Raw genomic sequence first — 15,208 nt, forward strand, 5'->3', positions numbered from 1 at the left:
ACTTCTCAATATCTATAAGGGGCATAAAATGTCGTTAAAAGCGAATAAGAAGTCAATTGATTTAGATGGGCGGGTATAAATAATCGATGACTACTTGTTTTTGCTCAAATACCAGACGAAATAACTGACTATAAATTGAACACTGGATCGTCTGTAAGATGAAGTGCAAGCAAGGGAGCAACGCCGAGAAAAATGAAGAAAATAGGGACTCAGAAAGAAGGTGGCCGGTAGGTGTAACCAAAAGCTGCGATTGAATAGATACGCAGCCTTTTCCCAATCAGCCGTGATTAAGGCAGCGACAATTTCGGCGCTTTCATCACCAAATACACCGCCAATGCGCAACATGCGAAGCCAATCAATGTGGCGCCAGAGAAGGTTTCGTCGAAAAACAGCCAACCTTGGATCGCGGCCAATGGCGGAACCAGGTAAATGTAGGACGTGACTTTTGACGCCGCGCCTTGCCCGACCATGTAGAGGTAAAGGAGCACCGCGACCACTGACAACACAAGTACCGACCACAACATAGTGAGGCTAAAGGTGATTGTCCATGTCACTTGAAAGCCTTGAATGAACCAAGTAATCGGTAAAAATACGACGGTTGCTGCGACATATTGCCACATGGCGGAGGCGACCAAATTCATCTCCTGACAAAAGCGTTTTTGATAGAGCGTACCGAACGTTATGCCAAGCAGGGCGGAACCGACAAACATGTAGGCATAAAGTGGTTGTGCATCAAGCCCCCAGCTCATCTTGCCTTGCACCACGAATGCAATACCGATGATCCCTGCCGCTAGCCCAAGCCATTGCGCGAGATTGAGCCTCTCTGATGAAGTATTCACGACGATCACTGCGGTGAGAATAGGTTGAAGCCCGACTAACAAGGAAGAAAGGCCAGCGGGCATGCCAAGCCCTATCGAGGCAAACACTCCCCCAAGATAAAATCCATGGATGAGTAGCCCAGATACGAGCGCGTGGACAATTTGCATGCCTTTCGGCATTACCGGTTTCATGACCAACAAAATCGCGACAAATACCAATACGTTTAGCGTCATGCGGATCAGCAGAAACGTCGCGGCATTAGAATCAATAAGCCCGAATTTCGCCCCAACAAACCCCGTGCTCCAGAGCAAAACAAAAACAAAGGGAATAGCGGCGTTAAGCATGAGCGGGCGATCCTTGCATGTGGACAATCTAAGACGTGAAGATTGATTAAAACCTAAGCAACAGAGGTTCACAAGGTCGAAACGCAATGAAGGTGTGCTTCTCGTGCTATTTCACGCCAATGTCTTACGACAAGGATTCGAGTTTGCAGACACTAGGAGTGGAATTCATTTCCACAGTGGGTGCATTGGCGGTGAGCTTGGCCCGAAATCATGGCACCGGAGAGACCATTGAACAGCGATTTGATGAAGCTCGTACCGGCTGAATCAGAGGGTTTGTAGTTTTCGACATTGGGAAAGTCATGAGGGGTGACAGATTTACAATCGGTGCAATAGAGACGGTAATTATAGGTTTCCATGAGAATGCCTTTTCAGTGACTGCTAAAAGCTAGCTCTATGGTTTTAAGATAAAAAAGAGGTTTGTGGAAACGATAAAAAATCACACCGTGAGCAAAATCTCACTCCCCAAATAGTAGCGAGAGGAAGTGTGCTTTATGCGTTGTTTTGCGTATTTTCTGGCAGGGTAAAAAACAAGCGAAGGGCGAAGCGTCAAGATAAAAAAGAGATGGAAAACGCCCTTACAACAGGGCGCTTGCAACAACAGCTTGGCTATCAAGCGTCTTTTTCAGTCGCTTGTTTTTGTTCAATTCAATTCTGTATGCCATGAGAAGGGCAGAAAGGTCGCCCACTTTTATCGTGCATTCACCGTCATGGGAGAGCGAGTCAAGCGCATCTTGATTGATGCGATTGAGGGTATTTCGCATTGCCGCCGTATCGGTAATAACCGTCATGCTTCGTCTACTAAAATGAAAAACCGCTGACATTTAACCAAAACGAAGGAGAAATGTTTAGCGGTTTCCAGAGGCTGTCAGCGAGCTTGTCGGTAGTTTAATCAATTAGCGCCAAATGTGATTAGTTTTGCACCGATAAGATCACTTCCTCTGCATCAAACCCTTTTTCTTCAGCGAGCCTCAGAAAGCGTGCGAGCAGCGCATCTGAAACAATTGGCGTGCGCGAAAGAAGCCACAAATAGTTGGTGTTGTAGCCTGACACAAAGGCGTATTCGTAATCCTCTCCGAGCTCAAAGACCACATAAGACGAGAAAAACGGGCCAAAGAATGACACTTCTAGATGACCGACTGAGCTGCTATCGACGAAATACGCGCGTCCAGCGGCTTCGGACCATGCCTGTTCGTCTGCTTTAAATCCGCGGTTGACCACCTTGATGCCACCGTCTTCTTGCAGGCTGTATTCCGCTGTCACTTTGTTCATGCCGCGTTCAAAAGAATGGTCGAGGCGAGCGATTTCATACCACTTACCGAGATAGCGATCTTTATCAAACCCAGCGACAGGGGTAACGCCCTCGGGCACAGAGTGGCACCCAGAAATAACCAACAGCGCAACTGCAATGGCGAATTTTTTAATCATATCGATTCTTCTTATTTCGTGTATTTTCAGATTAATACGCCGGTAAAATCCTTTGCGATCAATTAACTGAATACATCTTGTTTAGATGACTTGTTAAACAAGCTTGCAAGGCTTTCAGCCAATGCCTCATGGCCCTGAGCATCCAAGTGTAGTCCATCAATTGGCGATGCTTCGCAAACCTCGGCGGCATCATAAAATGCACAGCCTTCTTCTTTTGTCACTGCGCGATAAAATTCAGCAAGCTGAAGGGACTTTTGACGACCATGATGAAAACCGGTCGCCCAATTGTTTTTGTCATGCATTGGAGGAGGAGACACAACCAGAATGTTTGGTGAAGTCTGGCCTGCATTGTCAGTATCACGTACTTGGCCTATCAATTTTCGAATGCCTTCAGCTATCCACGCCGGCTCTGATGGGAATTGCGATTTCAAATCGTTCGTGCCGAGCATGATCACGACCCAATTAAGGGGACGGTGACTCAGTAACAGCATGGGAAGCGCCGCGCTACCCTCTCGATGTGGTTTCATCGGGTCGTTCCAGACTGACGTGCGGCCGTTCAAGCCTTCTTCTATCAAATACCAACGTGCATCGGAGAGGGCAGTTTTATTGAGTGAATCTGCCAAACGAGATGTCCAACGAACACCTTCTGGCCAGCGGTGGCCGTTTGAAGGGTTATATCCCCAAGTGTTTGAATCACCGAAACACAGAATCCTTGGCATGGTTTTCTTTCTCCTCAATCAATTGAGGTAAGAGTGTAACCCTAAGAAAGACGGAGGTGGTATTCGAACATCCACTATCTGGAATGCTTTTCTTTGTGTTTTTGACGCGTTTACTCTCTGTCGTGTCGCGGCTGGAATACTTCAAACTCAGAATTACACCCATCTTAGAAGCAGGCAAATGAAAGTGTAAACTGACAGGAATGCTGTTGATAATACGTACAAAATAGTGCGAACACCGTAAGTTAAAGACAAATCGGTGGTGAAAAAAACGTGCGTTAGTCTCGAGGATTGACCAACATCAACCTATTGTGTTTGCCGTTCTTGTCTACTTACGCTGCGATGCTTTATACCCAAGCAACCTTAAGATGCAGGATTCAGGTTATTTGGGTATATGCCATCGAGTTCATTGGCGCTCTACCCTGCTAGATGCCAAAAAAGCGCTTTCTAATGAGCTTGGTGAGACGCAGTCATTCACGCGCCACTATCCCAGCATAAGCGGCAGGCATGGTGAACAATAAACATAATGCAGTACTGGTAGAAACCACTATGACAACGTTACCTCCTCCCGGCTCGCCGGATATTGATATTGCACGTGCAGTAAAACCGTGGCCTATCTTCGAAGTGGCGCAGCGTAAACTCGGCATTGCGCAGCATGCGTTGATCCCTTACGGACACTACAAAGCCAAACTCGATTTGGCGCAGATTGATACCGATACCAAGTTGGGTAAATTGGTGTTAGTGACGGCCATCACACCAACACCTGCGGGTGAAGGGAAAACCACCACGAGTATTGGTTTGACTGACGCATTAAATGCCATTGGCATTAACGCCAGTGTCTGTTTACGTGAACCCTCGCTTGGCCCTTGTTTCGGCGTGAAAGGCGGTGCCGCGGGCGGCGGTCGTGCTCAAGCCATCCCAATGGAAGATCTGAATCTGCATTTCAATGGCGATTTTCATGCCATTACCTCTGCGCACAATTTGCTTGCAGCATTGATAGACAACCATATTCATTGGGGTAACGAGTTAAACCTCGACCCTCGTCGTATTACGTGGCGACGTGTGATGGACATGAATGATCGTGCCCTTCGCAACACGCTGGTGGGGCTTGGTGGACCTGCGCATGGTCAACCGAGAGAATCGGGCTTCGACATTACTGTGGCCTCAGAAATCATGGCGATCTTGTGTTTAGCCGAAGACCGAAAAGATCTTCAAAAGCGCCTCGGCAATATCATCATTGGGCGTAATCGCGACAATCAACCTGTGACTGCCCGAGAGCTAGGCGCTGAAGGCGCGATGACCGTGTTGCTGAAAGAAGCGATTCAACCCAATTTGATTCAAACCTTAGAGCACAATCCTGCGCTGATACACGGTGGCCCTTTCGCCAATATTGCGCACGGTTGTAACTCTGTGATGGCAACCCGCACCGCGATGGCACTCAGTGATGTTGTGGTGACCGAAGCAGGCTTCGGTGCCGATCTCGGTGCTGAAAAGTTTATCGATATCAAATGCCGTATGTCGGGCTTAATGCCTGATGCCGTCGTACTGGTGTGTACGGTGCGCGCATTGAAAATGCAAGGTGGTGTGCCAAAAGCTGACTTGGATGCGATCAACGTTGAGGCCGTTATTGAGGGTTCTTCTAACCTCTCTCGCCACATCAAAAATTTGCAGCAATTTGGCTTAACCCCGTTGGTGGCTATCAACCGATTCCCAACCGATGATGATAAAGAATTGGCCGCGATTAAAGAGGTTTGTTTGTCGTTAGGTGCACCGGTTGAAGAAGCTCAACACTGGGCGGAAGGTGGCCTCGGTGCCAAAGCTGTCGCGGAAGGTGTGAAAGACATGCTGGATGGCGAAAAGCCGGACGTGAAATTCCTCTACGACAATGCGTTGCCGATTGACGAAAAAATTCGCACTGTCGCGACGAAACTCTACGGCGCTTCAGACGTGCAATTTAATATCGCCGCACAAAAGCAATTGGACGAAATCCACGCGCTAGGCTTTGGTGATTTGCCGATTTGTATCGCCAAAACGCCTTATAGTTTCTCTGCCGACCCCACGCTTTTGGGTGCGCCAAGCGACCATGTCTTGCCAGTACGCGAGCTTCGTTTAATGGCAGGCGCGGGCTTTGTGGTCGCCATCTGTGGCGATGTCATGACCATGCCAGGCCTACCAAGAAAACCTGCAGCGTTGAGTATCTCGTTGGATGAAAACGGTGAAATTGTTGGGTTGTTCTAATCCCATCTAAAACGTCTTCGCCAACATTGCTACAAAAGTGACAAATAGCGCGACGAGAGGTCGCGCTTTTTGTTACTTGGCCTTTGCCGGTTTTCGTCAAGGCTTCAAGCATGTAGAGTGCTCCCAAATCAAGAAGTAATAGGGAGATGTTATGTGCAAAAAGGAAAAGCCGTATCAATATCGTGAGCGCAATGTCGAGTTAGATGCTGATCGGGCATTTCGATTTGGTGAAGGGAAAATCAGTGGGTATTTGTCTGTCTTTCTCGGTGCTTTATCGCTTCTAGCTGTGCTTGCTTATCTGTTTCCTTCCTACCTAACAACCACTGAACTTCGCAAAGCGTATGACGCTGAAAGCCTGCAACAGGTCTTAAAATACGGCATGTACTTCTCCCTCTTTTTCGGTGCAATGACCCATTTTTTGAAGAAGTACCGCCGCCTCGGATGCACGGGCATGTTGCTGACGTTGATCGCGTTTGGTCTTGGCGGTTACACCGTCCCCGTTGGGCCAGTAGAACCCAAATCGCTGTCACTTGGTGTTGATTGGCTCATTCTGGCGTTTTTAGGCTCGGCATTGGTATTTATTACGCTAGAGAAGCTGTTGCCTAAATACAAAAACCAAGTGATTTTACGCGAAGAATGGGAGACGGATTTCTTTTACTTCTGTTTCAATCATCTCGCGATTTCTGCCATTTTGATTTATGCCAACTACCATACCAGCCACTTTAGTTGGGCGGTGAGCGGTTCTTTTCAGGAAACCATTCAATCTCTGCCAACGATTGTGCAATTCGCGATGATCGTGATTGCGGCTGATTTTGTGCTGTATTGGGAACACCGTTTGTTCCATGAAGTGAAGCTACTGTGGCCAATACATGCTGTGCATCATTCCGTGAAGAATCTCGATTGGTTGGCAGGGTCGCGTGGGCATTTTCTCCAAGTGTTCTCTGAGCGTGCAATGGTCATGGTGCCATTGTATTTATTGGGTCCGTCTGAAAGTGCGTTGAATGCATACGTCATCTTCGCTGCGCTCCAAGCGGTACTGATCCACTGCAACACACGTATGCATTTTGGTGTGCTCAAATACGTCTTCGTCACGCCGCAATTTCATCATTGGCACCACAGCTCTGAAAAGCCGGCGATTGATACCAATTACTCTGCGCACTTGGTTCTGTTTGATTGGTTGTTTGGCACCATGCACATGCCCACTCAACATTGGCCTGCGGAATATGGCACAACAAAGCCGTTGCCGAAAACCATCATTGGGCAATTGTTGTATCCCATCAATGCGTTGAAAAATAAGACAAAAAACGAAGAAGACGAACGTGTAAATTAAAGGCAAATTCTCTGGAAGTTTTACGGCATCGTGGAGTGTGTTTTTCCCTGACGCATTCCCGCCATAAGTTGTCGCAATCGTGTCGCTGAAAATAGAGCTTGTTGGTTAACTTGGAAGATATACAAGGATAAAACTAACAAGGACAGCGCAATGTCGGACATCAATCCAGCCGCGGCGAAACTTCATAGTGACTCTATCATCATTGATGGACTCATCATCGCCAAATGGGACAGGGCTCTGTTTGAAGATATGGCCAAGGGCGGCTTAACGGCCGCCAATTGTACTGTATCTGTATGGGAAGGCTTTCAAGGCACCATTGATAACATCGTTGAATTTAATCAACTCTTTCAAGAAAACAGCGACTTAATTCGTCCTGTTCATACCACGCAAGACATCCTCCGCGCGAAAGAAGAAGGAAAGACGGGGGTTATCCTCGGCTTCCAAAACGTACACGCTTTCGAAGATAAACTGGGCTACATCGAGATCTTTAAAAAGCTCGGTGTGGGCATCGCGCAAATGGCGTACAACACCCAAAACTTGGTCGGTACTGGCTGCTATGAACGAGATGGTGGCTTATCGGGGTTTGGCCGTGAAGTCGTTGCTGAAATGAATCGTGTCGGCATCATGTGCGACCTTTCTCACGTTGGGCCAAAGACATCGGAAGAAGTCATCCTCGCATCGAAAAAACCTGTCTGTTATTCCCACTGTCTGCCGCTGGGTTTGAAAGATCATCCACGAAACAAGTCTGATGAAGAACTTAAGTTTATTGCCGATCACGGCGGCTTTATCGGCGTCACCATGTTTGCTCCTTTCTTGAAAAACGGCATTAACTCAACGATTGAAGATTACGTCGAAGCCATTGATTACATCGTGGATCTGGTGGGTGAAGATTGTGTTGGTATCGGCACCGATTTCACGCAAGGTCACGGGCAAGATTTCTTCGAATGGATCACACATGACAAAGGCTACGCCAGAAGACTGGTGAAGTTCGGTGAAATCATCAACCCGAAGGGTATGCGCACTGTGGGTGAGTTTCCAAATCTCACGGAAGCATTGCTCGCCAATGGTTGGTCACCAGAAAAAGTGCAGAAAGTGATGGGCGGGAACTGGGTCAATGTCCTTAAGGATGTATGGGGCGAATAAGTTCTCCGCATGACCTGTTGAATTTAACCAAACCAAACCAAACCGGAACAGCCAACTTATAAGGAAAGCACCATGGGGCATCATCCACCAGAATTACCAATCAACGTCGATGACGAAACCGGCGTTTGGAGTACCGATGGGCTCCCCATGCTGTATGTGCCGCGCCATTTTTTCATCAACAATCATGCGGCGGTTGAAGAAGCATTAGGCGCAGATGTCTACGCTGATTTGCTCTACAAGGCGGGCTACAAATCCGCTTACTTTTGGTGTGAACAAGAAGGGGCAACCCACGGTATTTCAGGCGCTGAAGTGTTTGATCACTACATGAAGCGTTTGTCGCAACGCGGTTGGGGGCAGTTCTTTATCGAACAACTTGATGTGTCTCAAGGCACAGCGCGAGTGCGTCTCGAGAATTCCGCATTCGTGTATTACTACGGAAAAAATGACCGCAAAGTGGATTACATGTTCACGGGGTGGTTCGCAGGCGCGATGGATCAAGTGTCCGAAAGCGTGGGATTCCCATTGAAAACGCAAGCAGTCCAATTGCAAAGCGGCTCAGAAGAAGGCTGTGATGTTGGGGTGTTTGAGGTGAAGCCGATTTAGACGCAGGAAGGAAAGGTTCTGGGAAGAGCGGGAAGAGCAGGCCCTAGGTCCTAGGAAGAGCAAAATCAAAAGCTTGACGCCACCTTCAGACCTTCAAAGAATCGTTGCAGGACCCAGGACCCAGGACCCAGAAAAACATAATAAGGAAGTGCAATGTCCCAGTTTGATGCCATTTTTCAACCGCTTGCTATCAACAAGCTGATGATCAGAAATCGCGTGATCAGTACGGCCCACGCCGAGGTGTATTCGACGGAAAATGGCATGCCGACTGAGCGCTATATCCAGTATTACGAGGAAAAAGCCAAAGGAGGAATTGGACTGTGTGTCTGTGGCGGTTCTAGCCCTGTGTCGATTGATAGCCCGCAAGGTTGGTGGAAATCCGTCAACATGGCGTCTGACGATGTGGTTCCTCATTTACAAAATCTTGCTGATGCCATGCACAAGCATGGCGCGGCGATCATGATTCAAATTACGCACATGGGGCGTCGCTCACGGTGGGATGGTGGTGAGTGGCCATCATTAATGAGCCCGAGCGGCATTCGAGAGCCCGTGCACCGCGCGACCTGTAAAACGATTGAGCCAGAGGAAATCTGGCGCATCATTGGCGATTTCGCGAAAGCGACTAAACGTGCAAAAGATGGCGGTTTAGACGGCGTGGAACTCTCTTTCGCGCACCAACATTTGGTTGATCAGTTCTGGAGCCCGCGTGTTAACAAGCGCACCGATGAGTGGGGCGGGAGCTTCGAAAACCGCATGCGTTTTGGCGTAGAAATTCTGAAAGCCGTGCGCGACGAAGTCGGGCCCGATTTTGCGGTCGGCATTCGTATGACGGGCGATGAGTTTCACCCAGATGGTCTTAACCAAGACGACATGAAAGAGATTGCCGCGTACTACGACGGTCTCGGCATGATTGATTTCTTTAGTATCGTGGGATCAGGGTGTGACACCCACAACACGCTTGCGAACGTGATTCCGAACATGACGTACCCGCCCGAGCCGTTTATTCATTTGGCAGCAGGCATTCGCAGTGTCGTTAATGTGCCAGTGATGCATGCGCAAAACATCAAAGATCCCGTACAAGCGGCGCGTGCCTTAGAGAGCGGCTTGATTGATTTTGTAGGTATGACCCGTGCCCATCTTGCCGACCCACACCTCATCACCAAAGTGAAACTGGGACAGACAGATCAAATTCGCCAATGTGTCGGCGCGAATTACTGCATCGACCGCCAGTACCAAGGCATCGATGTGCTTTGTATTCAGAATGCCGCGACTTCTCGCGAGCAAACCATGCCGCACATCATCCAAAAAACAGACGGCCCAATTCGCAAGGTAGTGATTGTTGGCGGTGGTCCTGCGGGCATGGAGGCGGCACGCGTCTGTGCGGAGCGCGGGCACCAAGTGACGCTGTTTGAGAAAAACAGCGAGCTAGGCGGGCAGATCACCATTGCGGCACAAGCGCCGCAGCGCGAACAAATTGCGGGAATCACGCGTTGGTTTGATCTCGAACTTCGCCGCCTTGGTGTGAATCTAGTGTTCGATGTGACCGCTGATGAAACCATGATCTCGGCAGAAAATGCTGACGTGGTGTTACTCGCGGTGGGCGGTAAACCGTTCGTGAATCAGATGGCTGAATGGGGTGCTGAAGACGGTTTAGTTGTCAGCAGTTGGGATGTGCTCAGTGGTGCAGTTGAACCGGGTAAAAACGTCGTCGTGTATGACACGATTTGTGAATTTAGTGGCATGTCAGTGGCGGACTTTCTCGCCGCCAAAGGGGCACAAGTTGAAATGGTCACTGATGACATTAAACCCGGCGTGGCTGTGGGAGGCACCAGCTTCCCTACTTACTACCGTAGCCTCTATACCCGAGATGTCGTGATGACATCTGATTTGATGTTAGAGAAAGTCTATAAAGAAGGCGATGCCTTGATCGCGCACTTTGAAAATGAGTACACGGGTGTGAAAGAAGAACGCGTGGTTGACCAAGTGGTGATTGAAAACGGTGTTAGGCCGGATGAAGCACTTTACTACGTATTCAAAGACGGTTCACGCAACAAAGGGCAAATCGACATTGAAGCGCTGTTTGCAGCACAGCCTCAGCCTATTTTCTCCGAACAAGGCGAGGGCTATTTGTTGTACCGTCTGGGTGATTGCAACGCGCCGCGTAATATTCATGCGGCGATTTACGACGCCTTACGCCTTTGTAAAGACCTGTAGCATTTGGCGAGGTGAGCGATATGTCCACAGCGCTAATTGGTCCTCTTCTTCTCCTTGTGATCGTGCTTGCTGCGATCGGCGCAGGGAGAAGAATCAAGATGTGGCGTCAGGGTAAGCCTGATCACATCCCCTTTTTTAAAGCCATCACCGCCATTCTGCCTCGTTATCTTCATGACTTGCATGATGTGGTGGCACGAGACAAAAAATTTGCCAATACCCACGTGGCAACGGCGGGGGGCTTTGTTGCCTCCGTGCTTGTCATGCTGGTGGTGTATGTGTTGGGCAGCGACTCGTCTATAACGTATGGCGTGTTGGCGGTTACCTTTTCCGTCATGAGTGTTGGCGCGTATCAGGTCAAAAAACGCCGCGAAAACCCGCCGCCAAATTTGTCTAAAGGTGCTTGGCAACGCCTTCCTTATAGCTTGTTGGTGTTCTCACTCTCAGGCCTTTTTATCTCCATCATCCAACTTCTTGGCTTCGTCAACATATCCATTGTTGTCACCTTCTTTTTGATTGCGGGTGTACTGCTTGGCTTAACGGAACTGATATTTGGCATGACGTGGGGGGGGCCGATGAAGCATGCCTTCGCGGGTGCGCTTCACTTAGGCTTTCACCGACGCCAAGACCGTTTCGCGGGTGGACGTTCCACAGGGCTTAAACCCATTGATTTGAATGAAAGCAAACTCGGCGTCGAAATGGCGACGGATTTCCATTGGAATCAGCTATTGGGGTTTGATGCCTGTGTGCAGTGTGGGCGCTGTGAAAAAGTTTGCCCTGCGTTTGCAGCAGGTCAGCCGCTTAATCCGAAAAAGCTGATCCAAGATCTCGTGGTGGGCATGGCGGGTGGCGATACTTCTCACTATGCCGGTAGCCCTTATCCTGGAAAGGAGGCGAGCAAAGAAAGCGCGAAATGTGGCGCACCGGATACGCCGTTGTTTGAAAGCTTGTTGGACACAGACACCGTGTGGTCTTGCACCACATGTCGTGCGTGTGTTGAAGAGTGTCCGATGATGATTGAGCATGTTGATGCCATCGTGGACATGCGCCGTCATTTGACCTTGGCCAAAGGTGAAACCGCAGGAAAAGGCTCGGACTCCCTCGATAATTTGATCGCGACGGATAACCCGAACGGTTTTTCTCCTGCGAATCGCGCCAACTGGTCAATTGATTTGAAGCTTGATGCGATGTCAGACGTGGGTCGTGCCGATGTCCTCTTGTGGGCGGGAGATGGCGCGTTTGATTTAGCCTATCAGCGCACACTTCGCGCCGTGGTGGCACTGCTTCGTCAAGCCAAGGTGAACTTCGCGATCTTAGGCAACGAAGAACTCGACAGCGGAGACTTGGCACGTCGATTGGGCGATGAAGCAACGTTCCAACGTCTCGCAAACGCCAACGTAAAAACCCTCAATAAATACAGCTTCGACACCATAGTCACGCCTGATCCTCATGCATTTCATGTGCTGAAAAACGAATATGGCGACTTCGGCGGTGACTATCAGGTCATGCACCATACCGAGTTTCTAGCCGAACTGGTAAAAACCAACAAACTGACGCTCACCGAAGCCAAAACGCAAGACGTCACCTATCACGATCCTTGTTATCTCGGGCGTTACAACGGTGGCTATGACGCACCACGATATCTGCTCACCGCCATGGGGTTTACCCTTAATGAGATGGAACGGTCAGGTTTTCGTTCACGCTGCTGTGGTGGTGGCGGTGGTGCGCCAATCACGGATATTCCCGGTGAGCACCGCATTGCGGACATGCGTATGGATGATGCGCGAGAAACGGGGGCAGAATTGGTCGCGGTTGCCTGCCCGCAGTGCGCGGTCATGTTGGAAGGTGTGGTGATGCCACGACCAGAAGTGAAAGACGTGGCCGTGATGCTGTTGGATCGTATTGAGAAAGAGGGGTAGCTGTGATGAGCGATGATACAAAACCAAGCGTACCTCTGAGGCGTAATCGACGACTCGAATGCATCGCGCGTAATCGCCTGCACCCTGAACATGCCGCCCTCATGGCATCGCAAAACATCATGCTCGGCGGCACAAACCGAAAAGACCCACACCATGTTGGGTTCTTTACCCCTGCAGGCATTAAGCGTATTGACCGATCTGGCGAGACGTCTGCGGGTGCTGGCATTGCGGCAAAAGCCGTTGAACAAAGCTTGCCAAGCAAACACATCGCATCGCCGTCGGGTTATGTGGTGGTGGTGTCAGATGGCGACAACGAAAAACTGTCAACGCTCGACAAAGACATGTTGGGTTTGGCGCAGCAATTGGCGGCGCGACACGGCGATGATACCGCCGTGTTGTTGGTCACTGTTTTTGCGCGACACGATGATTTTGCAGCAGCGGGCGCTGACCGTGTATGGGCGCTCAATGCACCAGCCACTTACTCCCCTGAACAGTGGCTCTCAGCGTTACTTTCGCTTGAATCGTCTCTTATGCCCGTTCACTGGATTTTCCCTGATTCGGGTTTGGTGGGCGGTGATTTAGGGCGAAAACTCAGTGTCGAATTCAATGAAAGACCCGCTACGCGCGTTAGAAGCGTGGTGGACACACAAGCAGAGAATGTGCAGATCGAGTGTGGTAGCGGTGATGCAGGGCGAACGGTGATCCGACAACTCGCTCGTGTTTTGTTGGTGGAAGAACAGGTGGCAGAGCCGATTTCTGGCTATGTCACGGATGCGTCGTCATTGGAAGCATCGCTAGTAGACACTTTACTAAAACCCGCCTTTGATACTGATCTGGCTTGTGCCATTGAAGATGCTGGCAGTGTGGCGGTTGATCCCAAAAACATCCCGCTGCCCGAAACAGGTTTTATCCTTTCTGGCGGTAACGGTGTGCGAAATTGGGCGTTGTTCCATCAATGTGCAGACGCATTAGGCGCAACCGAAGGGGCAAGCCGCGTGGCGGTCGATAATGGGCATATGCCCAGAACGACACAAGTGGGTGCGTCAGGCACTTATGTTAATGCCAAGGTGTATATCGCAGTAGGTATTTCTGGCGCGATCCAGCATCTTCAAGGGATGACACAGTGCGATACGGTGATTGCGATAAACGCAGATCCTGCCTGTGACATGATAAAACGCGCGGACCTCAGCATCATTGCGGACAGTTCCGAGGTGATGCAAGCCTTGGTGGACGCGGTACAAGGTTCGAAAACTGGCAAGGAGCTCAGTGATGCAAGTTAATGACGACATCATGGTGCTGGTTTCTTGTGGGCATCACCCACTTTCTGGCAGAGAGCGACGTGCTGATCGTGATGCTCAAGCGCTCGACATCGCGCTGCAACATACGGCTTCGCCACGTGTGGTGTTTGCGGGTGATCCTGAATGTTCGGCATTACGTGACTATTTGGGCATGGGCGTGCCTGAAATCGATGTGCTCTCCCAAAAGGCAGATGCCGATATGAGTGTTGCGCTTGCCAGTTACGTACATCAAAAGTCACCGCGTTTAGTCCTATGCGGTCATCGTGCAGAGCAAGGTGAATCGTCGGGAATGGTGCCGTATTTGGTGGGAAAACGTTTGAATGCTGCAGTGGTGCCAGACGTGGTTGATATTTTGGCTCAACATGCAGAATCCGTTGAAGTGTTGCAAGCTCTCGCAGGTGGTCAACGCCGCCGATTACAGGTTCAACTTCCCGCCGTGTTGATTGCCAGCGCATCCGCACCTGCGGCGCGGCAAAGTGCGTTTACTAAGGCGAGAGATGGCGTGATTCATTCATTGAGTGTGGTTGAAATTGAAGACGCAGAGTTGAATACGTGGCACTGGCAAGTGGCAAAAAAACGGGCCAAACGTGTAAAAACAGTGGCAGCAGCTTCATCGAGCCGGGATCGATTTCGCGCGGCAACAGCAGCGCCTGCTTCATCCGGTGGGAAGGTCATGCACAACCCCACACCTGAAGAAGCTGCTGAATCAATCATGCAGCTACTCAAAGAAAAGGGCGTTTAGGTCGCCTTGAATAAACTGTCGTGTTCTTTGCTGTAATTCATTAGACTTTCGCTATTCCCACTAGCCTTGATGAGCGCATCTTCAGGTTGCTTGGGGTTGCATTTGAATATGATGAATTCTGGAGGCCGCGTGAAGCGCATTACAATATATACCAGCCGACAATGTGCGCACTGCAACGCGGCGAAACAATTTTTTGATAGTAAGAAAATCGCTTATCGAGAATGTGATGTAGGCACGCCTCGTGGGAAAAAAGAACATGCAGCATTGGGTGCACGCGGTGTACCCGTGATAAAAATCGGCGATAAAGTGCTGCATGGATTTTCCCCAAAAGCTGTCGAACAAGCCCTTAAATCGTAACCCTCTTCTGACCCTAATCTTCCTGCTGCAATGTAATCGTCACTTTACATATGGAAAAACATA

14 protein-coding genes are annotated in these 15,208 nt (G+C 49.7%); 9 read left to right on the plus strand and 5 right to left on the minus strand.

Annotation, left to right across the window (positions count from 1 at the left end):
• Window positions 1–287: 287 nt before the first annotated feature.
• The 5 genes from BCT27_RS05605 to BCT27_RS05620 form a co-directional block, all read right to left on the minus strand.
• Entirely contained in the window at window positions 288–1,163 is an 876-nt protein-coding gene (locus BCT27_RS05605; protein ID WP_102395283.1) for a DMT family transporter, read from the minus strand.
• A gap of 152 nt (window positions 1,164–1,315) precedes the next feature.
• Window positions 1,316–1,519: a hypothetical protein gene (locus tag BCT27_RS25400; protein WP_133153373.1), complete on the minus strand. Its 204-nt coding sequence runs from the start codon at window positions 1,517–1,519 to the stop codon at window positions 1,316–1,318.
• A 219-nt stretch (window positions 1,520–1,738) separates the two neighbouring features.
• A complete protein-coding gene (locus BCT27_RS05610) occupies window positions 1,739–1,951 on the minus strand; it encodes a hypothetical protein (protein ID WP_241908519.1) in 213 nt (70 codons plus the stop codon).
• A 121-nt stretch (window positions 1,952–2,072) separates the two neighbouring features.
• Complete coding sequence (locus BCT27_RS05615) at window positions 2,073–2,588, minus strand: lipocalin family protein (RefSeq protein ID WP_102395284.1); 516 nt, start codon at window positions 2,586–2,588, stop codon at window positions 2,073–2,075.
• A gap of 62 nt (window positions 2,589–2,650) precedes the next feature.
• The gene (locus tag BCT27_RS05620; protein WP_102395285.1) at window positions 2,651–3,307 is read right to left on the minus strand and encodes an SGNH/GDSL hydrolase family protein; all 657 of its coding nucleotides are present in this window, start codon (window positions 3,305–3,307) and stop codon (window positions 2,651–2,653) included.
• 504 nt (window positions 3,308–3,811) lie between these two features.
• Between BCT27_RS05620 and BCT27_RS05625 the strand changes: the two genes are divergently transcribed.
• From BCT27_RS05625 to BCT27_RS05665, 9 genes are all read left to right on the plus strand, one after another.
• Entirely contained in the window at window positions 3,812–5,542 is a 1,731-nt protein-coding gene (locus BCT27_RS05625; RefSeq protein WP_102316772.1) for a formate--tetrahydrofolate ligase, read from the plus strand.
• 151 nt (window positions 5,543–5,693) lie between these two features.
• On the plus strand, window positions 5,694–6,872 hold the full coding sequence (locus BCT27_RS05630; protein ID WP_102395286.1) for a sterol desaturase family protein: 1,179 nt from the start codon (window positions 5,694–5,696) through the stop codon (window positions 6,870–6,872).
• A 150-nt stretch (window positions 6,873–7,022) separates the two neighbouring features.
• Window positions 7,023–8,015 carry a dipeptidase gene (locus BCT27_RS05635; protein ID WP_017010992.1) on the plus strand — a complete coding sequence of 331 codons (993 nt, stop codon included), beginning with the start codon at window positions 7,023–7,025 and terminating at the stop codon, window positions 8,013–8,015.
• 72 nt (window positions 8,016–8,087) lie between these two features.
• On the plus strand, window positions 8,088–8,618 hold the full coding sequence (locus BCT27_RS05640) for a DUF5943 domain-containing protein (RefSeq protein WP_017015225.1): 531 nt from the start codon (window positions 8,088–8,090) through the stop codon (window positions 8,616–8,618).
• 153 nt (window positions 8,619–8,771) lie between these two features.
• A complete protein-coding gene (locus tag BCT27_RS05645; protein ID WP_102395287.1) occupies window positions 8,772–10,832 on the plus strand; it encodes an NADH:flavin oxidoreductase in 2,061 nt (686 codons plus the stop codon).
• A 20-nt stretch (window positions 10,833–10,852) separates the two neighbouring features.
• The gene (locus BCT27_RS05650) at window positions 10,853–12,748 is read left to right on the plus strand and encodes a (Fe-S)-binding protein (protein ID WP_102395288.1); all 1,896 of its coding nucleotides are present in this window, start codon (window positions 10,853–10,855) and stop codon (window positions 12,746–12,748) included.
• A gap of 5 nt (window positions 12,749–12,753) precedes the next feature.
• On the plus strand, window positions 12,754–14,028 hold the full coding sequence (locus BCT27_RS05655; protein WP_102395313.1) for an electron transfer flavoprotein subunit alpha/FixB family protein: 1,275 nt from the start codon (window positions 12,754–12,756) through the stop codon (window positions 14,026–14,028).
• The gene (locus tag BCT27_RS05660; RefSeq protein WP_102395289.1) at window positions 14,018–14,788 is read left to right on the plus strand and encodes an electron transfer flavoprotein subunit beta; all 771 of its coding nucleotides are present in this window, start codon (window positions 14,018–14,020) and stop codon (window positions 14,786–14,788) included. The genes BCT27_RS05655 and BCT27_RS05660 overlap by 11 nt, the downstream gene beginning before the upstream one ends.
• Window positions 14,789–14,899: 111 nt before the next feature.
• Window positions 14,900–15,145: a glutaredoxin family protein gene (locus BCT27_RS05665; RefSeq protein WP_017017008.1), complete on the plus strand. Its 246-nt coding sequence runs from the start codon at window positions 14,900–14,902 to the stop codon at window positions 15,143–15,145.
• Window positions 15,146–15,208 lie beyond the last annotated feature (63 nt).

The organism is Enterovibrio norvegicus (genome assembly GCF_002876705.1).
GTDB classification, from domain to species: domain Bacteria; phylum Pseudomonadota; class Gammaproteobacteria; order Enterobacterales; family Vibrionaceae; genus Enterovibrio; species Enterovibrio norvegicus_B.